The sequence below is a fragment of the Streptomyces sp. JK94 genome, assembly GCF_053613315.1.
Map to the genome: position 1 here is coordinate 69,112 of NZ_JBSICH010000029.1, position 17,928 is coordinate 87,039.

Sequence of the window (17,928 nt, forward strand, 5' to 3'; positions counted from 1 at the left end):
CGACGACGGGGCCGGCCGGACACGCCCCGGCCGGCACCGCCCACCCCTTCGCAGAGCCGCAGCAAGGAAACGGAGCAACACCCCATGGCAACCCTCTCCGTCGCCGCCATCCTCGCCGAGAACGCCCGGCGCCGTCCCGACAAGGAGGCGCTGGTCGAGGGCGACCTGCGGCTGACCTTCGCCGAGGTGTGGCAGCGGGCGCGCGCCCGGGCCGGCGCCCTCACCGGCCTGGGCGTCCGGCCGGGGGACCGGGTCGCGCTGATGGCGCCCAACACCGCCGATTTCCCGCAGGCGTACTACGCGATCGCCGCGACCGGTGGCGTCGTCGTCCCGGTCCACCTGCTGCTGTCACCGGCGGAGGTCGGGCACGTCCTGCGCGACAGCGGCGCCACGCTGCTGCTGTGCCACCCGGCGCAGGCGGAGACCGCGGCCGCCGCCGCGCGAGAGGCGGGCGTGCGGATGGTCACGCTCGGCGACGAGTTCGACGGGCTCGCGGCCGGCGCCGAACCGCTGCCCTCGTACGTCACCCGCGACGCCGACGACCCGGCCGTCGTCTTCTACACCAGCGGCACCACCGGCGTCCCCAAGGGCGCCGTGCTCAGCCACTTCAACCTGGTGATGAACGCGACCGTCAACGCCTTCGACGCCAACGACATCCGGCCCGACGACGTCGCGCTCGGCGCCCTGCCGCTCTTCCACGCCTTCGGCCAGACGGTCTCCCTGAACTCCACCTGGCGCGCCGGAGCCACCCTCGTCCTGCTGCCGCGTTTCGACGCCGCGCGCGCGATCGAGCTGATGGTGAAGGAGAAGGTGAACACCTTCCACGGCGTGCCGACCATGTTCGTCGCCCTCGCCGCCGCGGCGGGCGGTGCCGACGCCCTGCCCGAGCTGCGGGTGTGCGTCTCCGGCGGTGCCTCACTTCCGGTCGCCGTGCTGGAGCGGTTCGAGAAGGCCTTCGGCGCGAAGATCTTCGAGGGCTACGGGCTGTCGGAGACCTCCCCGGCGGCGGCCGTCAACCAGCCGGTGTTCGGCGCCAGGCCCGGCACCATCGGCCACCCCCTGTGGGGCGTGGACGTGGAGATCGCCCGCGCCGAGGTCGAGGGGAGCGTCGAACTGCTGCCGCCCGGGGAACTGGGCGAGGTCGTCGTGCGCGGCCACAACGTCTTCTCCGGCTACCTCGGCCGGCCCGAGGCCACCGCCGAGGCGCTCGTCGACGGCTGGTTCCGCACCGGGGACCTCGGCACCAAGGACGACGAGGGGTTCCTCAGGATCGTCGACCGCAAGAAGGACGTCATCATCCGGGGCGGCTACAACGTCTATCCGCGGGAGGTCGAGGAGGTGCTGATGCGGCATCCGGGCATCGCCCAGGTCGCCGTCATCGGGCTCCCGGACGAACTGCACGGCGAGGAGGTGTGCGCCGTCGTCGTCCCCGCGCCGGACGCCGAACCGGACGCCGGTGAGGTCACCGAGTGGTCCCGGCAGTACCTCGGCAAGTACAAGTACCCGCGCCGCGTGGAGTTCGCGCGGACGCTGCCGCTGGGCCCGAGCATGAAGGTGCTGAAGCGGGAGCTGCGGGTGCGGTACGCGGCCGAGTGAGAGGCCGTCCGGTGAGACGGTGCCCACCGGCACCGGCCGGTGCGCATAGCATCGGTGCCCGCAATGGACACCATGACACTCTGGCACCTCACCGGCTGGGAATTCGCCGCACTCGCCTTCGCGGCCCTGCTCGTCGGCTTCTCCAAGACCGCCGTGAGCGGGGCCAACACGGTCAGCCTCGCGGTCTTCGCGGCGGTCCTGCCCGCCCGCGCCTCCACCGGCGTCCTGCTGCCGGTCCTGATCGCCGGCGACATCCTGGCCGTCCTCGTCTACCGGCGCCACGCGCACTGGCCCACGCTGTGGCGGCTGTTCCCGGCGGTGGGGGCCGGCGTGGTCGTGGGCACCCTGTTCCTGGTGTGGGCCGACGACGCGGTCGTCCGGACGTCGATCGGCGTGATCCTGCTGCTCATGGCCGGGGTGACGGTGTGGCGCCGGCGGCAGGCCGACGCGGCTGAGCGGTCCGGTGCGGGCGGGCGGTCCGATGTGGCCGAGCGGTCCGACGCGGGCGAGCTGCCCGACGGGACCGAGCCGCCCGACGGGACCGCCTCCCGGACCGGCCGGGCCAAGGCACGCTCGTACGGAGTCCTCGGCGGCTTCACCACGATGGTCGCCAACGCGGGCGGCCCGGTCATGTCGATGTACCTGCTGTCCGCGGGCTTCCGCAAGCTCGGCTTCCTGGGCACGTCGGCCTTCTTCTTCCTGATCGTCAACGTCTCCAAGCTGCCCTTCAGCGCCGGCCTCGGACTGATCGACGGCCGCTCGCTGCTCCTCGACGCCGCGCTCGTGGTGTTCGTGGTGCCCGGCGCGTTCCTCGGCACCTGGGCCGTGCGCAGAATCAACCAGCGTCTGTTCGAGCGGCTGGTGATCGCGGCGACGGTCGTGGGGGGCCTCCAGCTCCTGGTGCGCTGACGCCCCGTAGCCTCGACGCCATGTCCCGCCCGTCCCCGCCCCCCGGCGCGGCCCCGCCCCGCCGTCCGCCCCCGTCGCCGCACGTGCTGATCCTCGGCGGCACCACCGAGGCCCGCCGGCTGGCCGCCGACCTGGCGGCGCGCCCCGGCGTCCGCGTCACCACCTCCCTCGCCGGGCGCGTGTCCCGGCCGGGTTCCGTCGCCGGGGAGGTGCGGACCGGCGGTTTCGGCGGACCCGAGGGGCTGGCCGCCTGGCTGCGCGAGCAGCGCGTGGACGCCCTCGTCGACGCGACCCACCCCTTCGCCGAGACCATCACGGCGAACGCGGCCCGGGCCGCGGCGGCCACCGGCACCCCCGCGGTGGTCCTGCGCCGCCCGGGCTGGCAGCCGGGCCCGGACGACCGGTGGCATCCGGTCGCCTCGCTCGCCGGGGCGGCCGACGTGCTCCCGGCTCTCGGCCGCCGGGTGCTCCTGACCACCGGCCGCCTGGGCCTGGCGGCCTTCGCGCACCTGACCGGTCTTCACTTCGTCACCCGCTCGGTGGAGCCCCCGGACCCGCCCCTGCCGCCGGACACCCACGTCCTGCTGGCCCGCGGCCCGTTCACGGTGGCCGGCGAGACGGCCCTGCTCCTCGAGCACCGCATCGACGTCCTGGTGACGAAGGACAGCGGGGGAGGAGCCACGGAGGCCAAGCTCACGGCGGCCCGGGAGCTGGCCCTGCCGGTGGTGATGGTCCGCAGGCCCCCGCTGCCACAGGGCGTCCCGGTGGTGTCCGACGCACGGGCGGTACTGGAGCGGCTGGGCCTCGGCGGGCCGTGACCGGCTGCCGCGCGCGCCCGGGCAGACCGCTGCCGAGGTCCTCCACCGGCAGCCGCCCGGCGATCGCGTCGACCGCCGCGCGCAGGACCGTGTCCGAGGGGCGGCCGATGTCCTGCTCCACCCGGTCCTCCAGCCACGTGGCTTGGGCCCGCCCGGTCACCAGGGCCTCGCGGGCGCCGTGGAGGCCGGCGCCCATCACCAGGGCCCCGGGACCGGGAAGATCCGGTACCGCCCCGTTCTGCCGACCCCGCCGTACGATCACACCGGTGCACGGGCCACGCCCGCGGGGGCGGGCCGCCCGGGTGCGGGGCGCCGGCGGCCCGGCTACGTCTTGTCCGACGCGCCCCGGCCGTCGCCGGAACGGCGCCGCAGCAGGTACGTGTCCATGATCCAGCCCTTGCGCTCCCGGGCCTCGGCGCGCAGCCGCTCGATGCGGGGCGCGGCCTCGGCGATCGGACCGGAGGCGAGGATCTCGTCCGGGGTGCCCAGGTAGGCGCCCCAGTAGATGTCGATGTCCTGGTCCGTGTACCGCCGGAAGGCCTGGTGTGCGTCGAGCATCACCACCACGTCGTCCACGCCCTCCGGGAAGCCCTCCGCGAGCCGCCGCCCGGTGGTGATCTGCACCGGCCGCGCGACGCGGTTCAGCCCGGTGCGGTGCCGGGCGACCAGCGAGGAGACGCTGCTGATGCCCGGCACGACGTCGTACGCGAAAGTCACCTCGCCGCGCTCCAGGATCTCCTCCAGGATGCCCAGCGTGCTGTCGTACAGCGCCGGGTCGCCCCACACGAGGAAGGCTCCGCTCTCGTCCTCGCCCAGCTCGTCGGCGATCAGCCGCTCGTAGATGCCGGCGCGGGCACTGCGCCAGTCACCGACGGCGGGGGAGTACGCCGCGCCGCCCGCACTCCGGTCCCGCTCGGGGTCGCGCGCCTCGACGATCCGGTACGTCCCCTCCGGCACGTGCGTCTCCAGCATGTCCCGGCGCAGCCGCACCAGGTCGCCCTTCACCTCGCCCTTGTCCAGGACGAAGAACACGTCCGTGCCGCGCAGCGCCCTGACCGCCTGCAGGGTCAGCTGCTCGGGGTCGCCCGCGCCGATACCGATCACATGAATTGTCCGCACGCCACGAGTCTGCCGTACGCGGCCGGCAGTACTCCGGCGGGGCCGCCCGCACCGGCACGGACCGCCCGCACCGGCACGGGCCGGCCGCCGGGCGCCGTTCAGCCCCGCAGCCGGGGTGCGCGCGCCCCCGCGTCCACGGCCGCGCCGCCCTCCACGTCCCGCGCCAGGTCGCGGGCCCATCCGGCGACTCCGGGCAGATCGATCCCGTACGGCCGCTCCCGCCCGGACGCCGAAGCCGCCCAGTCCGTCACGGCCCCGGCGCCGCGGCGCAGCAGCCTGGCCCCGCCGGTCACGTTGCCGCGGGCCGCGTGTGTGAGACCGACGGCCAGCTGGGCCAGCCCCCGCCACAGCTCCCGCTCCTCCCCGGGACCCGACTTCCATGCGTCCTCGAAGACCTCGTGCGCGTGGAACGGTTTCCCCTCGTCCAGCAGCCGCTGGGCCTCGACGACCGTCTCCCCGGGGGGCCGCACGACACCCTCCGGCTGGCGGGGGACGCCGTCCGCGCCGTACGGCAGCGGGCGTCCCAGCCCGTCCCGCGGTCTGGCGTTGCGCGCGCGGCCTTCGTCGTCGCGGTCCCGCGCGTCCACCGGCCGGTCCGGGGCCGTGCTGTCCAGGGGGCTGTCGGCAGGGCTGTCCATGGGTCCGATTGTCCCCCGTCCGTGCCCGCTTAGGCGTGACGGGGGGCGTGGGGTAAAGTACTGTCCGCGTGATCGCGCGGTTCGCCGTGCGTGAGCACACCGGGACGTGGCGCAGCTTGGTAGCGCACTTGACTGGGGGTCAAGGGGTCGCAGGTTCAAATCCTGTCGTCCCGACGGTGAAGAAGCAGGTCAGAGGGGTCCTTCGGGGCCCCTTTCGATCTTTTCCAGGGCGCCGTCGCACAGAATCCCAAAGTGCCGTCGAGTGAGGCCGGCCGAGCGGTCCGCCGTGCTGCTGCCCGTACGCGAGGGCCGGCACCTCGCGGTGGGCGCCGTCGGCAGAGGTGTTTCGGACGGCTCTCGCGGGGCGGAGCCGGGGAGGCCGAGGACAAGGGGGCGGCGCGGGGCCGGTCACCGCCCCGGGCGCGCTCCCGCGGCCACGAGCAGCTCGACCGTCTCGGGGTGCGGCCCTTTCGACGCCCAGTCGAGCGGGGCCCACCCCGTGCCGTGGTCCTCCCTCAGGTTCGGGTCGGCGCCGTGAGCGAGGAGGGCGCGCACGGCCTCGGTGTGCCCCCAGCAGGCCGCGCCGCACAGCGGCGTGCCCTCCGAGCCGGTCCCGCTCTCCGTGTCGGGCGGGGCGCCCGCCGCCAGCAGCACGCGGACGAGGTCGGCGGCCCCGCTCACGGAGGCCAGGTACAGCGGCGTGGTGCCCGCGGTGTCGGTCGTCCCGGCCGGGGCGCCGGCCCGCAGCGCCGCCCTCACCCGCCCGATGTCGCCGACCAGCGCGGCGTCGACGAGGCGCCGGGACAGCTTCTTGTGCCGTCGCCTGTTCACGGGGCCTCCACGACCGGCGGCTCCCCGCGCGGCAGGGCCAGGGCGGTGCGCAGCGCGGTGGCCTCCGCGACGCCGATGCGGTCGGCCAGCACGTCCTCGATGACGGCGAGGGTCGCCTGGGCGCGCCGGTGGACGCGGGCGCCCTCCGGGGTGATGCGGATCAGGCGGTTGCGGGCCGAGGAGGGGTCCGGGACCTGCTCCAGCAGGCCGAGGCCGAGCAGGCCGTGGACCGCCTGGTGCGCGGTCTGGCGGGTCACGCCGAGCCGCCGGGCCAGCTCCGCCACCGTGGTGCCCTCCGTGTCCAGCAGGGCGAAGACCTGCCCCTGTGCACTGGTCAGCGGCTGCTCGCCGGCCGCGCGCATGCTCGCCATCAGCGCGTCGTCGAACCAGCGCCGGGCAGCCGCCAGGCGCAGGGGCATGTTCGGTGCGGCTTCGGGCATGTCTCCTCGGTCTTCTCGGGCTCCCCGGGGACGAGCATACGGGCGCCCGCTTCGGGCGGCGCCGTCGTTTTCCCGCGGAGGAACCTGTTGCCGCACCGTTTGTGTCAGGTAACCTGACCTCCGCCGAATGTCAGGCAACCTGACGTGTATCGCCGGGAGGCATCCATGACCATCGAATTCGCCAGGCGCTCCCACTCCCTCATCCCCGCCGAACCGGGCAAGCCGTACTTCATCGAGAAGGGCATGGGCGACCGGGCCCACCTCTTCGGCGACCTGTTCACCGTCTACGCGGGCGGCCCGCAGACCGAGAACACCTTCAACTTCTTCACCTGCGAAGGCCCCCAGGGCGACATCATCCCGGCCCACTCCCACCCCGACACCTACGAGGTCTTCTTCGTCACGCAGGGCGCCGTCCGCCTGTTCGTGGAGGATCTGCGGGGCGAGCAGGAGGAGAAGCTGCTCACCGCCGGCGACTTCGGCTTCGTGCCGAAGAACTGCCCGCACGCCTACCGCATCGAACGCCACCACAGCCAGGTCGTCGGCGTCGCGGCCGGCCCGGGCGGCACCTTCGAGCGGTTCTTCGAGACCCTCGGCACGGACACGGGGGAACTCGGCCTCCCGCAGCGCCCGTACGTGCCCGAGCCGCACCAGTTCGCCACCGTGCCGCAGCGGTACGACGTGACCTTCCTGCCCGACCACCAGTGGCGCACGGGGAGCTGAGCCCGCGATGGCGTACGTACGGGCGCTGCTGGCCGGCGCCCTCGTGGGCGCGCTGTACGCCGCCCTGAAGGTGAGGTCCCCGGCGCCCCCGCCGGTCGCCCTGTTCGGCCTGCTGGGCATGCTCGCGGGCCAGGCCCTGCTGGCGTCGCTGTGAGAGCCGTACGCCCGCGTGCACGCGGCCCCGTCGTGAGCCTCGCGGCCGGGCTGCTGATGGGGGCCGTCTACTGGGCCCTCGGCCTCACCTCGCCCGCCCCGCCCCTGATCGGCCTCACCGGACTGCTCGGCATCGTGCTGGGCGAGCGCGCCGTCACATGGGCGCGCGACCGGCTCGCCGCACCCGGACGGCACCCCTCGAAGGAGGACACCCATGACCCTTCCCGCTCCTGACCGCGGCCCCGGCCTCGTCGACGTCCACGCCCACTTCGTCACCGGCTCCTACGTGCGGCAGGCGAGGGCCGCCGGCCACGGAATGCCCGACGGCGTGCCCGCCTGGCCGGCCTGGTCCGCCGACGCCCATCTGGAGCTGATGGACAGGAACGGCATCCGCACCTCGGTCCTGTCCGTGTCCTCCCCCGGCGTCCACTTCGGCGACGACGCGGCCGCCCGCCGCCTCGCCCGCGAGGTGAACGAGGACGCCGCCCGCGTGGCCGGTGAACACCCGGGCCGCTTCGGCTTCTTCGCCTCCCTCCCGCTGCCGGACGTGGACGGCGCCCTCGCGGAGACGGCGTACGCACTCGACGCACTCGGAGCGGACGGCGTGGTGCTGGAGACCAACACCCACGGCGTCTACCTGGGCGACCCCCGGCTGGAACCCGTCCTCGCCGAACTCGGCCGCCGCCGCGCGGTCGTCTTCCTGCACCCGACCTCGCCCGTGTGCTGGGAGCGGTCGGCGCTCGGACGGCCGCGCCCCATGGTCGAGTTCGTCTTCGACACCGCCCGCACCGTCACCGACCTGCTGATGGCGGGCACCCTGGAACGCCACCCCGGCCTCGAGGTGATCGTCCCGCACTGCGGCGGCGCGCTGCCCGTACTGGCCGACCGCATCAACGGCTTCATGAAGCTCTTCCGGCCGCCGGGTGCGACGGACGCCCCCGACGCCGTGGAGCAGCTGCGCCGCCTGCACTACGACCTGGCCGGCCCCGCCTTCCCCCGACAGGTTCCCGCACTGCTCGGCCTGGTCGAGCCCGGCCGGCTGCTGTACGGCAGCGACTACTGCTGGACCCCGGCGCACGGCGTGGACGCCCACGTCGCGTCCGTCGACGCGGCCCCGGCGCCGACGGGCGCGTCCGACTGGCGGTCCCTGACGACGGCCAACGCGCACCGGCTGCTGCCGCGCCTCGCCGGCCGCCCGTCCCGCGACCCCGGGACGTGACGCCCGTGCGCCCGGACCCGCTCCGCTCCCGGCCCCGCCCGACGCCGCGACGCTGCCCCTGCCGCCGGCCGCAGGTCTCGGGGACGGCGTACGGCTCCTGCGCGCGGTCCCGTACGCCGTCCGCGACGGCAGTCGCCCGCTGGAACTCGACCTGTGGCTCCCCGGGGCCCCGGCCGCCGGCCCGCCGCCCGTCGTCCTCTTCGTCCACGGGGGCGCCTGGCGCACCGGACTGCGCGACGGCCTCGGCCCCCGCTTCCGGGCCTGGCGGCCCGGCCCGTTCGCCCGCCTCGCCCGCGCCGGGTTCGCCGTAGCCTGCCCCGACCACCGGCTCAGCGCGGAAGCCGTCTTCCCCGCCCCGCCGGACGACCTGGCCGAGGCGCCGGCCCGGCTGCGCACCCGCGCCCCCGGCTTCGGCATCGACCCGCAGCGGACCGTCGCCGGGGCGAGTCCGCGGGCGGCCCTCTCGCCGCGCTGCTCGCCCTCACCGCGGCCCCGGGCCCCTTGCGCGGCTGCGTCGTCTGGTACGGCCCCACCGACCTCACCGCCGCGCCCCCGCACAGCCCGGAAGCGGCACTCCTCGGCGCACCCGCCGCCGAGGTCCCGGACCGCGCCCGCGCCGCCGGCCCCCTGGCACGGGCCGCGCCCGGGGGCCGGGCCCCTCGCCACCACGGGGACAGGTGCCTACCCCCGCACCAGCAGCTGGAAGTCGAAGGCGTACCGGGACGCGCGGTAGAGGTGCGTCCCGTACTCGACCGGCCGCCCGGTGTCGTCGTACGCCGTGCGCCGCATGGTCAGCAGCGCGGCCCCCTCCCGCTCGTCGAGGCGGCCGGCCTCCTCGCGGGTGGCGGTGCGGGCGCCGACGGTCTGGCGGGCGCTGTGCAGGGTGATGCCGCGGGCGCGCATCATCCGGTACAGGCCGGTCGACTCCAGCCGGGCAGTGTCGAGTTCCAGCAGCGCGGCCGGCAGGTGGTTGCACAGCAGCGCGACCGGCTGGCCGTGGGTGAGACGCAGCCGCTCCAGAACGGTGACCTCGGTGCCCTCCGCGACGCCGAGGGCCGCCGCCACGTCGGCGGTGGCCGGAACACCCTCGTTGCGCATCACCCGCGTGCTGGGTCCCTGCCCGGCCGCCACCAGGTCGTCGTAGAGGCTGCTCAGCTCCAGGGGCCGCTTGACCTGGCTGTGCACCACCTGGGTGCCGACCCCGCGCCGCCGGACCAGGAGCCCCTTGTCGACCAGGGACTGAATGGCCTGGCGGACGGTCGGCCGGGACAGGCCGAGGCGCACGGAGAGGTCGACCTCGTTGCCCAGGAGGTTCCCCGGGGCGAGGACGCCGTGCTCTATCGCCGCCTCCAGTTGCTGGGCGAGCTGGTGGTACAGCGGCACGGGGCTGCCGCGGTCCAGGGTGAAGTCCAGGGTGCCGAGCGCGGAGGCGGGCACGCCGCGCGCGGGGTCGCCGGTTGTCGCCACGGACGTACCTCCCAGGGGTGGGTGACGGTCGGTCAGAGATGGTGGCGGCGGTCGGCGACGGCGCGTTCGTACTCCGCGCGGGCTTCGGTGGCGGGCTCCCGGGCGGACACCTCGGCCACCGGCACGTCCCACCAGGCCTCGGCCGAGGGCGTGGTCGGCGCCGGATCGGTCTCGACGTGGACGCAGGTCGGACGGGTCGCCGCGCGCGCCACGGCCAACGCCTCGCGCAGCTCGCGGACCGTCCTGGCGCGCAGCACCTCCATGCCGAGGCTGGCCGCGTTGGCGGCGAGGTCGACGGGGAGCGGGGCGCCGGTGAAGGTGCCGTCGGCGGCGCGGTGGCGGTAGTCGGTGCCGAAGCGCTCGGCACCCACCGCCTCGGAGAGGCCGCCGATGGAGGCGTACCCGTGGTTCTGGACCAGGATCAGCTTGACCGGCAGGTTCTCCTGGACGGCGGTGACCAGCTCCGTCGGGTTCATCAGGTACGTGCCGTCGCCGACCAGGGCCCACACGGGGGTGCCGGGCGCGGCCTGCTGGACGCCCAGCGAGGCCGGGATCTCGTACCCCATGCAGGAGTAGCCGTACTCCAGGTGGTACTGGCGCGGGGAGCGGGCCCGCCACAGCTTGTGCAGGTCGCCCGGGAGCGAACCGGCCGCGTTGATCACCACGTCCTCGTCGCCGACGACCGCGTCCAGCGCGCCCAGCACCTGCGTCTGGGTCGGGACGGCGCCGTCGTCGTCCGCGCGCAGGGCCGCCTCCACCCTCGCGGCCCAACGGGCCTTGCCCGCCCGGTACTCGGCCTCGTACACCGCGTCCACCCGGTGGCCCGACAGTCCCTCCGCCAGCGCCGTCAGCCCCGCCCGGGCGTCGCAGACCAGGGTGCGCGCGGCGAGCTTGTGCGCGTCGAAGGCGGTGACGTTCAGGTTCAGGAAGCGGACGTCCGGGTGCTGGAAGAGGGTGCCGGAGGCCGTGGTGAAGTCCGAGTACCGGGTGCCGACGCCGATCACCAGGTCGGCGGTGCGGGCGAGGGCGTCGCTGACGGCGGTGCCGGTGTGGCCGACGCCGCCGAGGTCGGCCGGGTGGTCGTGGCGCAGCGCGCCCTTGCCGGCCTGCGTGGAGGCGACCGGGATGCCGGTGGCGTCCACGAGTGCCGTCAGCGCCTGTTCTGCCTCGCTGTGGTGGACGCCGCCGCCCGCGATGATCAGCGGGCGTTCGGCGGCGCGGATCGCCCGCACCGCCTCGGTCAGCTCCACCGGGTCGGGGGCCGGGCGCCGTACCCGCCAGACGCGGTCGGCGAAGAACTCCTCGGGCCAGTCGTGGGCCTCCGCCTGCACGTCCTGGGGCAGCGCGAGGGTGACCGCGCCGGTCTCGGCCGGGTCGGTCAGCACGCGCATCGCCCGCAGCGCGGAGGCGACGAGGGCCGCGGGGCGGGTGATCCGGTCGAAGTACCGGGACACGGGGCGCAGCGTGTCGTTGACGGACACGTCGGCCTCGGCCGGGTGCTCCAGCTGCTGGAGCAGCGGGTCGGCGGCGCGGGAGGCGAAGTAGTCGCCGGGCAGGAGGAGCACCGGGAGGCGGTTGATCGTGGCGAGGGCGGCGCCGGTGACCAGGTTGGTGGCGCCGGGGCCGATCGACGTCGTCACGGCCTGCGCGGACAGGCGGTTGAGGTGCCGGGCGTGACCGACGGCCGCGTGCACCATGGCCTGCTCGTTGCGGCCCTGGTGGTACGGCATGGCGTCGGCGTACTCGACGAGGGCCTGGCCCATCCCGGCCACGTTGCCGTGGCCGAAGATGCCCCAGGTGCCGGCGATCAGACGGCGCCGGGTGCCGTCGCGTTCGGTGTACTGGGCGGCCAGGAAGCGCACCAGTGCCTGCGCGGTGGTCAGTCGGCGGGTGGCGGCGCTCATGCGGACCTCTCCGGTGCGGTGTAGAGGGGGAGCCGGGGGTCGACGGGCCGGTCCGGCCAGGTGTCGCGGATCCAGGCGTGGTCGGGGTGGTCGCAGATCAGCCAGGCCCGCTCGTCCTCCGGGCCGGCCATGACGTTGAGGTAGTACATGTGGTGGCCCGGCACGGCCATCGACGGCCCGTGCCAGCCGTCGGGGATGAGGACCACGTCGCCGTCGCGCACCTCGGCCAGCACGTCCGTGCCCTGTCCCCGCCCGGACGGGGAGACGCGTTGGTAGCCGAGGCCGGGGGTGCCGTCGTGGCCGGCGAACTCGAAGTAGTAGATCTCCTCCAGCACCGACTCCTCGCCGGGGCGGTGCTCGTCGTGCTTGTGCGGCGGGAAGGAGGACCAGTTGCCGCCGGGGGTGACGACCTCCACCGCGATGAGCTTGTCGCACTCGAAGACCCCGGCGGCGCCGAAGTTGTTGACCTGGCGGGAGCAGTTCCCGGTGCCCCGCAGCTCCACCGGCACCGACGACGCCGGGCCGTAGCGGGCGGGCAGGCGGCGGGTGCAGCGGGCGCCGGTGAGGGCGAACCGGCCGCCGCCGTGGGAGGTCACCGTCGTGCGGGCGTCCCGCGGCACGTACGCGAAGTCGCTGACGCCGCTGAACACGCTGTCGCGGCCCGTGAGTTCGAAGGTGTCCTGGCCGAAGTCGTCGGCCGTGGCGACGGTGCAGCCGCCGCTGAGCGGGAGGACGATCCACTCGCTGTCGCCGCTGTCGAAGGTGTGGCCGCCGCCGGGCGGCAGGTGCAGCACGCGCAGGCCGGCGTGGCCCCAGCCGGCGTCCTCGGGCCTCACGTCCACGGCGTAGGCGCCGTTCGTCGCGCTGCCCGCCGCAAGGTGGTGGGTCATCTCCTCGTCCCCTCTCGTCGTCTCGTCGCTCGTCGTCTCCTCGTCGGTCACAGCAGTCCGACGGCGGTGTCCACCGCCTGTTCCACGCTGCCCTCGGCCGGGTAGAGCAGCGACCGGCCGACGACCATCCCCTGCACGGTGGGCAGGCGGAGCGCCTTGCGCCAGCGCTCGTAGGCGGCGGTCTGATCGGCGGGGGAGCCCCCTATCTCGCCGCCCAGCAGGACGGCGGGCAGCGTGGAGGTCTCCAGCACCTCGCCCATGTCGTCGGGGTCGTGGGTGACGGGGAGTTTCAGCCAGGTGTAGGCGGAGGTTCCGCCCAGGCCCGAGGCGATGGCGACGGACCGGGTGACGGCCTCGGCGGACAAGTCGTTGCAAACCCGGCCCTCGACGCGGCGCGAGATGAACGGCTCGACGAAAACCGGCAGTCGGCGCTCGGCCATGGCGTCGACCGCGCGGGCGCCCGCCTCCAGCGTGGTCAGCGAGCCCGGGTCGTCGTAGTCGATGCGCAACAGCAGTTTCCCCGCGTCGAAGCGCAGACGGGCGATGTCCTCGGCGCGGTGGCCGGTGAAGCGGTCGTCCATCTCGAAGGCGGCGCCCGCGAGTCCGCCGCGGTTCATCGACCCCATGACGAGCTTGTTCTCCAGCACCCCGAGCAGCAGCAGGTCCTCCAGCACGTCGGCGGTGGCGAGCACCCCGTCGACGCCGGGCCGCGACAGTGCGGTGCACAGGCGTTCCAGCAGGTCGGCCCGGTTGGCCATGGCGAGCCGGCGGTCGCCGACGGCGAGCGCGCCGCGCGCCGGGTGGTCGGCGGCCACGATCATCAGGCGGCCGGAGTCGCCGATCAGCGGACGGCGTGCCCGGCGGGCCGCCGCCTGAGCGATCGCCTCCGGGTGCCGGGCTCTGACCGCGGTGAGGTCGGGGATGCTGAGGGACAAGACGAAGCTCCGTTCAGGGAGTGGCTCGCGCGAGGAGACCGTCGACCTCGGCCTCGGTGGGCATCGCGGAGGAGCAGGCGAGGCGGGAGGCGACCAGGGCGCCGGCCGCGTTGGCGTACCGCATGGTCCGCTGAAGGTCCCAGCCGGAGAGCAGGCCGTGGCAGAGCGAGCCGCCGAACGCGTCGCCCGCGCCGAGGCCGTTGACCACCTCGACCGGCACCGGCTCCACCTCGGACCTGCGGCCGTCGCGGTGCACGGCGAGGACGCCCTTCGGGCCCTGCTTGACCACGGCCAGCTCCACGCCCGCCGCGAGCAGCGCCTCGGCGCAGGCCTGCGGCTCGCGCACGCCCGTGGCGATCTCGCACTCGTCGAGGTTGCCGACCGCGACGGTCGCGTGCCGCAGCGCCTGTGCGTAGTACGGGCGGGCCTGGTCGGGATCGGTCCAGAACATCGGGCGCCAGTCCAGGTCGAAGACCGTGACCCCGGACTTGGCGCGGTGGGCCAGGGCGTCCAGGGTCGCCGTCCGGCTCGGTTCCTCGCTGAGTCCGGTGCCGGTGATCCAGAAGACGCGGGCCGCGCGGATCGCGTCGAGGTCCAGCTCCTCCGGGTGGATCTCCAGGTCCGGGGCCTTGGGGCGGCGGTAGAAGTACAGGGGGAAGTCGTCCGGCGGGAAGATCTCGCAGAAGGTGATGGGGGTCGGGAGGGCGGCGACCGGGGTGACCCAGCGGTCGTCGACCCCGAACTCCCGCAGCGCCCGGTGCAGGTAGGCGCCGAACGGGTCGTCGCCCGTTCGGGTGATGACGGCCGCGGGGCGGCCGAGACGGGCGGCGGCGACCGCCACGTTGCCGGCCGAACCGCCGAGGAATTTGCCGAAGGTCTCCACCTCCGACAGGGGCACACCCGTCTGCAGGGGATAGAGATCGACCCCGATGCGGCCCATCGTGATCAGATCGAAACGCGGGACTGACTCGGCCATGTGCGACGCTCCTCGGGCTGGGCGGGGGCCTGCCGCCTCCCAGGTGTATGGCCCCGGGGCGACCATGTCAATACTTTGTACTTACATTCGGACCTGCTTGTGAAATGATGTCTTAACAAAGTATTGACAGCGGGCGTCCCAAGGGCTTGTATCCGGTCCCAGCGCAACAGACGTTCTTCTCTGGTCTGGCACACGGCTTCCCCGTCGCACAGTCGCACAGTGAGGTGCAGGAAAGATGGACCGCTCTTCGCACGCCCGCTCCCGCGGATTCGCCCCGGCCGTGGCCCTCGCCGCCGCCGCGGCCCTGACCCTCGCCGGCTGCTCCAGCGGCTCCGGGGGGAAGAAGGCCGACGAGGAAGGGGGCTCGGGCGCCTCGGCGGGCAAGGCCGACACCCCTCGTATGACCGTCGCCCTGGTCACCCACCAGGCACCCGGCGACACCTTCTGGGACATCGTCCGCAAGGGCGCCGAGGCCGCCGCAGCCAAGGACAACGTCAAGCTCGTCTACTCCGCCGACCCGAACGCGGGCAACCAGGCCAACCTGGTGCAGAACGCGATCGACCAGAAGGTCGACGGCATCGCCGTCACCCTGGCCAAGCCGGACGCGCTGCGCAGCGTCCTCGGCAAGGCGGAGAAGGCCGGCATACCCGTGGTCGGGCTCAACTCCGGCCTCGCGGACTGGAAGAACCTCGGCCTGATGGAGTTCTTCGGGCAGGACGAGACGGTGGCCGGCGAGGCGCTCGGAAAGCGGCTCAACGAGGACGGCGCCAAGAACGCCGTCTGCGTGATCCACGAGCAGGGCAACGTCGGCCTCACCCAGCGCTGCGACGGCGTGAAGAAGACCTTCGAGGGCTCGATCGAGAACCTCTACGTCAACGGCACCGACATGCCCTCGGTGAAGTCGACCATCACCGCCAAGCTCAAGCAGGACGGCGGCATCGACCACCTCGTCACCCTCGGCGCCCCCTTCGCCATGACCGCCGTGCAGTCGGTGGACGAGGGCGGCAGCGAGGCGAAGGTCGTCACCTTCGACCTCAACAAGGAGCTGACCGGCGCCATCGAGAAGGGCGACATCGAGTTCGCCGTCGACCAGCAGCCCTACCTCCAGGGCTACCTGGCGGTCGACGGCCTGTGGCTCTACGAGAACAACGGCAACTACAGCGGCGGCGGTGAGCAGCCGGTGCTCACCGGCCCGGCCTTCGTCGACGAGTCCAACGTGAAGGCCGTCGCCGAGTTCGCCTCGAAGGGCACCCGGTGATGAGCACGACCCGGCAGGCAGAGCCGGCGGTGGCCCCGCCGCCGGCCCCGGGCCACCGGGAGACCGACGGGCGGACCCGGGAGCGCTCCCTGGCGCTGCGGCTGCTCGCCCGGCCCGAGGTCGGGGTCTTCCTCGGCGCCGTCGCCGTGTTCGTCTTCTTCCTGGTCGCCGCCCCCTCGGTGCGTGAGGGCGGCTCCATGGCGACGGTCCTGTACCAGTCGTCCACCATCGGCATCATGGCGCTGCCGGTCGCCCTGCTGATGATCGGCGGCGAGTTCGACCTGTCGGCGGGCGTCGCCGTGGTCGCCTCGGCCCTCACCGCCAGCATGCTCAGCTACCAGCTGACCATGAACGTCTGGATGGGCGTGATCGTCGCCCTCGCGGTCTCCCTCGGCATCGGCGCGTTCAACGGCTGGGTGCTGATGAAGACCGGCCTGCCGAGCTTCCTCGTGACGCTCGGCACCTTCCTGATCCTCCAGGGCGTCAACCTCGCGGTCACCAAGCTGGTCACCGGCAACGTCGCCACCGACGACATCAGCGACATGGACGGCTTCGCCCAGGCCGAGGCGGTCTTCGCCTCCTCCTTCGACGTCGTCGGCGTCCAGGTGAAGATCACGGTGGTCTGGTGGCTCGCCTTCGCCGCACTGGCCACCTGGGTGCTGCTGCGCACCAAGTACGGCAACTGGATCTTCGCGGTCGGCGGCAACCAGCAGTCCGCCCGCGCGGTCGGCGTCCCCGTCCGGTTCACCAAGATCACGCTGTTCATGCTGGTCGGCTTCGGTGCCTGGTTCGTCGGCATGCATCAGCTGTTCTCCTTCAACACCGTGCAGTCCGGCGAGGGCGTCGGCCAGGAGCTGATCTACATCGCCGCGGCGGTGATCGGCGGCTGCCTGCTCACCGGCGGCTACGGCTCCGCCATCGGCCCGGTCTTCGGCGCCTTCATGTTCGGCATGGTGAACCAGGGCATCGTCTACGCCGGCTGGAACCCCGACTGGTTCAAGGCCTTCCTGGGCGTGATGCTCCTCGGCGCCGTCCTCATCAATCTGTGGGTCCGCCGCGCGGCGACCCGGAGGTGATCGGAAATGACCAGCAAGACCACCGGCACCCACGGAGCCGTCCTCGCGGACACCCCGGCCGGCCAGGACCGGCCGATCGTCCGGCTGCGCGGCGCGGGCAAGGCCTACGGCAACGTCCGTGCCCTGCACGGCGTCGACCTCGACGTCCACCCCGGCCGGGTGGCCTGCGTGCTCGGCGACAACGGCGCCGGCAAGTCCACCCTCATCAAAATCATCTCCGGGCTGCACCAGCACACCGAGGGCGAGTTCCACGTCGACGGCGAACCGGTGCGCTTCACCACCCCCCGCGACGCCCTCGCCCGGGGCATCGCCACCGTCTACCAGGACCTCGCCACCGTGCCCCTGATGCCGGTGTGGCGCAACTTCTTCCTCGGCTCCGAGATGACCAAGGGCCCCTGGCCCGTCCGCCGCCTCGACACAGCCCGCATGAAGGAGACCGCGGACCGGGAACTGCGCAACATGGGCATCGTCCTGGACGACCTGGAACAGCCCATCGGAACCCTCTCCGGCGGCCAGCGCCAGTGCGTGGCCATCGCCCGCGCCGTCTACTTCGGCGCCCGCGTCCTCATCCTCGACGAGCCCACCGCCGCCCTGGGCGTCAAGCAGTCCGGCGTGGTCCTGAAGTACGTCGCCGCCGCCCGCGAACGCGGCCTCGGCGTCATCTTCATCACCCACAACCCCCACCACGCCTACCTGGTCGGCGACCACTTCAGCGTGCTGCGCCTGGGCACCCTCGAACTCACCGCCGCGCGCGCCGACATCACCCTCGACGAACTCACCCACCACATGGCGGGCGGCGCCGAACTCGCCGCCCTCAAGCACGAACTGGCGCAGACCGGCGGGGCCGACGTCGAGGCACTGCCGGGCCAGGACCCGGAGGCCCCCGTACCCGCCGCCCCCGTACCCGCCGCCCCCGCTCCCGGCTCCACCGGCGCCGCCGCGGTGACCGGCTCCGCATCAGCCGAAGGGAAGGCCTGAC

The 17,928-nt window shown here is 73.9% G+C and carries 20 protein-coding genes and 1 tRNA gene; 12 read left to right on the forward strand and 9 right to left on the reverse strand.

Annotation, left to right across the window (positions count from 1 at the left end):
- Nucleotides 1-84 precede the first annotated feature (84 nt).
- The 3 genes from ACVV2G_RS24510 (at nt 85) to ACVV2G_RS24520 (ending at nt 3,323) form a co-directional block, all read left to right on the forward strand.
- Nucleotides 85-1,596 carry a long-chain-fatty-acid--CoA ligase gene (locus tag ACVV2G_RS24510; protein ID WP_453844911.1) on the forward strand — a complete coding sequence of 504 codons (1,512 nt, stop codon included), beginning with the start codon at nt 85-87 and terminating at the stop codon, nt 1,594-1,596.
- A gap of 63 nt (nt 1,597-1,659) precedes the next feature.
- Nucleotides 1,660-2,505 carry a sulfite exporter TauE/SafE family protein gene (locus tag ACVV2G_RS24515; protein WP_453844912.1) on the forward strand — a complete coding sequence of 282 codons (846 nt, stop codon included), beginning with the start codon at nt 1,660-1,662 and terminating at the stop codon, nt 2,503-2,505.
- 20 nt (nt 2,506-2,525) lie between these two features.
- Nucleotides 2,526-3,323, forward strand: a complete 798-nt coding sequence (locus tag ACVV2G_RS24520; protein WP_453844913.1) for a cobalt-precorrin-6A reductase — start codon at nt 2,526-2,528, stop codon at nt 3,321-3,323.
- Nucleotides 3,324-3,647: 324 nt separating this feature from the next.
- Here ACVV2G_RS24520 and cobF read toward each other — a convergent pair whose 3' ends face one another.
- Nucleotides 3,648-4,442, reverse strand: coding sequence for a precorrin-6A synthase (deacetylating) (gene cobF / locus ACVV2G_RS24525; protein WP_453844914.1), 795 nt, complete (start codon nt 4,440-4,442; stop codon nt 3,648-3,650).
- 98 nt (nt 4,443-4,540) lie between these two features.
- A complete protein-coding gene (locus ACVV2G_RS24530; protein WP_453844915.1) occupies nt 4,541-5,080 on the reverse strand; it encodes a DUF309 domain-containing protein in 540 nt (179 codons plus the stop codon).
- Nucleotides 5,081-5,180: 100 nt separating this feature from the next.
- Between ACVV2G_RS24530 and ACVV2G_RS24535 the strand changes: the two genes are divergently transcribed.
- A tRNA-Pro gene (locus tag ACVV2G_RS24535) sits at nt 5,181-5,254 on the forward strand.
- A 234-nt stretch (nt 5,255-5,488) separates the two neighbouring features.
- On the opposite strand, the gene ACVV2G_RS24540 is transcribed toward ACVV2G_RS24535, so the two are convergent.
- Entirely contained in the window at nt 5,489-5,911 is a 423-nt protein-coding gene (locus ACVV2G_RS24540) for an ankyrin repeat domain-containing protein (RefSeq protein ID WP_453844916.1), read from the reverse strand.
- Nucleotides 5,908-6,351, reverse strand: coding sequence for a MarR family winged helix-turn-helix transcriptional regulator (locus tag ACVV2G_RS24545; RefSeq protein WP_453844917.1), 444 nt, complete (start codon nt 6,349-6,351; stop codon nt 5,908-5,910). The genes ACVV2G_RS24540 and ACVV2G_RS24545 overlap by 4 nt, the downstream gene beginning before the upstream one ends.
- Nucleotides 6,352-6,516: 165 nt before the next feature.
- On the opposite strand from ACVV2G_RS24545, the gene ACVV2G_RS24550 reads away from it, so the two are divergent.
- The 5 genes from ACVV2G_RS24550 to ACVV2G_RS24570 all read left to right on the forward strand — a co-directional run bounded on the left by ACVV2G_RS24550 (nt 6,517) and on the right by ACVV2G_RS24570 (nt 9,176).
- The gene (locus ACVV2G_RS24550) at nt 6,517-7,071 is read left to right on the forward strand and encodes a quercetin 2,3-dioxygenase (RefSeq protein WP_453844918.1); all 555 of its coding nucleotides are present in this window, start codon (nt 6,517-6,519) and stop codon (nt 7,069-7,071) included.
- A 7-nt stretch (nt 7,072-7,078) separates the two neighbouring features.
- Nucleotides 7,079-7,225, forward strand: a complete 147-nt coding sequence (locus ACVV2G_RS24555; RefSeq protein WP_453844919.1) for a DUF1427 family protein — start codon at nt 7,079-7,081, stop codon at nt 7,223-7,225.
- Nucleotides 7,226-7,257: 32 nt separating this feature from the next.
- Nucleotides 7,258-7,458 (forward strand): DUF1427 family protein, encoded by a 201-nt coding sequence (locus ACVV2G_RS24560; protein ID WP_453844920.1) that lies wholly within the window; start codon nt 7,258-7,260, stop codon nt 7,456-7,458.
- A complete protein-coding gene (locus ACVV2G_RS24565) occupies nt 7,439-8,443 on the forward strand; it encodes an amidohydrolase family protein (RefSeq protein ID WP_453844921.1) in 1,005 nt (334 codons plus the stop codon). The genes ACVV2G_RS24560 and ACVV2G_RS24565 overlap by 20 nt, the downstream gene beginning before the upstream one ends.
- A 151-nt stretch (nt 8,444-8,594) precedes the next feature.
- The gene (locus ACVV2G_RS24570) at nt 8,595-9,176 is read left to right on the forward strand and encodes a hypothetical protein (protein WP_453844980.1); all 582 of its coding nucleotides are present in this window, start codon (nt 8,595-8,597) and stop codon (nt 9,174-9,176) included.
- On the opposite strand, the gene ACVV2G_RS24575 is transcribed toward ACVV2G_RS24570, so the two are convergent.
- From ACVV2G_RS24575 to iolC, 5 genes are read right to left on the reverse strand one after another with little or no spacing between them, the layout of a single operon-like run.
- On the reverse strand, nt 9,125-9,910 hold the full coding sequence (locus tag ACVV2G_RS24575; RefSeq protein ID WP_453844922.1) for a GntR family transcriptional regulator: 786 nt from the start codon (nt 9,908-9,910) through the stop codon (nt 9,125-9,127). The two genes, ACVV2G_RS24570 and ACVV2G_RS24575, sit on opposite strands and share 52 nt — an antisense overlap.
- A 32-nt stretch (nt 9,911-9,942) precedes the next feature.
- Complete coding sequence (iolD, locus tag ACVV2G_RS24580; RefSeq protein ID WP_453844923.1) at nt 9,943-11,814, reverse strand: 3D-(3,5/4)-trihydroxycyclohexane-1,2-dione acylhydrolase (decyclizing); 1,872 nt, start codon at nt 11,812-11,814, stop codon at nt 9,943-9,945.
- Nucleotides 11,811-12,704, reverse strand: a complete 894-nt coding sequence (iolB, locus tag ACVV2G_RS24585) for a 5-deoxy-glucuronate isomerase (protein WP_453844981.1) — start codon at nt 12,702-12,704, stop codon at nt 11,811-11,813. Before iolB ends, iolD begins: the two co-directional genes overlap by 4 nt.
- Before the next feature lie 47 nt (nt 12,705-12,751).
- Nucleotides 12,752-13,639 carry a Cgl0159 family (beta/alpha)8-fold protein gene (locus ACVV2G_RS24590; RefSeq protein WP_453844924.1) on the reverse strand — a complete coding sequence of 296 codons (888 nt, stop codon included), beginning with the start codon at nt 13,637-13,639 and terminating at the stop codon, nt 12,752-12,754.
- Between the two features lie 13 nt (nt 13,640-13,652).
- Nucleotides 13,653-14,615 carry a 5-dehydro-2-deoxygluconokinase gene (gene iolC, locus ACVV2G_RS24595; protein WP_453844925.1) on the reverse strand — a complete coding sequence of 321 codons (963 nt, stop codon included), beginning with the start codon at nt 14,613-14,615 and terminating at the stop codon, nt 13,653-13,655.
- A gap of 235 nt (nt 14,616-14,850) precedes the next feature.
- Between iolC and ACVV2G_RS24600 the strand changes: the two genes are divergently transcribed.
- From ACVV2G_RS24600 to ACVV2G_RS24610, 3 genes are read left to right on the forward strand one after another with little or no spacing between them, the layout of a single operon-like run.
- The gene (locus ACVV2G_RS24600) at nt 14,851-15,873 is read left to right on the forward strand and encodes a sugar ABC transporter substrate-binding protein (RefSeq protein WP_453844926.1); all 1,023 of its coding nucleotides are present in this window, start codon (nt 14,851-14,853) and stop codon (nt 15,871-15,873) included.
- Nucleotides 15,873-16,949: an ABC transporter permease gene (locus tag ACVV2G_RS24605; protein WP_453844927.1), complete on the forward strand. Its 1,077-nt coding sequence runs from the start codon at nt 15,873-15,875 to the stop codon at nt 16,947-16,949. The genes ACVV2G_RS24600 and ACVV2G_RS24605 overlap by 1 nt, the downstream gene beginning before the upstream one ends.
- A 6-nt stretch (nt 16,950-16,955) precedes the next feature.
- Nucleotides 16,956-17,927, forward strand: coding sequence for an ATP-binding cassette domain-containing protein (locus ACVV2G_RS24610; protein ID WP_453844928.1), 972 nt, complete (start codon nt 16,956-16,958; stop codon nt 17,925-17,927).
- Nucleotide 17,928 lies beyond the last annotated feature (1 nt).